This window comes from Xanthomonas sp. SHU 199, assembly GCF_000364665.1.
GTDB classification, from domain to species: Bacteria; Pseudomonadota; Gammaproteobacteria; order Xanthomonadales; family Xanthomonadaceae; genus Xanthomonas_A; species Xanthomonas_A sontii.
In genome coordinates this window covers 1-603 of sequence record NZ_AQOI01000269.1, presented here as the reverse complement: position 1 = coordinate 603, position 603 = coordinate 1, and the positions used below count along the sequence as shown (strand labels likewise).

The window sequence follows — 603 nt, the reverse complement described above, 5'->3', positions numbered from 1 at the left end:
AACCCGCCAGCCGCCGGCATGCGCGGTCAGCTGCAACGTGCGTTGCGTTTCGCCGTGCTGCAGGGTCAGCGCACGCGGCGCCGGCGCGCCCAGCCGCCAGCCGTCGCGCAGATCCCACGGCGAGTGCGGATCGGCAGTCTGCGCCGCCGGCGCGTGCTCGTGCAGTTGCCAGGCCAGCGCCGCCAGGCGCCACAGCGCGTCGGTGGTCGGGACGGGGGTGTCGAACAGCGCCGCGTGCTCGCGCTCGATCAGCGCGGTGTCCAGGTCCGCCTGCGCGAACGCGGTGGTGCCGACCAGGCGCTGCAGGAACGCGGCATTGGTCGACACGCCGACCACCTGGCACGCCGCCAGCGCCGCCTGCATGCGCCGCAGCGCGCGCTCGCGGGTCACGTCCCAGACGATCAGCTTGGCGATCATCGGATCGTAGTGCGGGCCGATCACATCGCCCTGCTCGACGCCGGCATCGACCCGCGTATGCGCGTCGGCGGCGGGCAGGCGCAGATGCTGCAGCGTGCCGATCGAGGGCAGGAACCCACGCGCCGGGTCTTCGGCGTACAGCCGCGCTTCCAGCGCATGGCCGTGGATCGCCAGTTCGTGCTGGCG

At 73.5% G+C, this 603-nt stretch carries 1 pseudogene; it reads right to left on the bottom strand.

Annotation, left to right across the window (positions count from 1 at the left end):
* Window positions 1-603 (bottom strand): annotated as a pseudogene (locus D183_RS24425) (3-methylcrotonyl-CoA carboxylase); the annotation flags it as partial.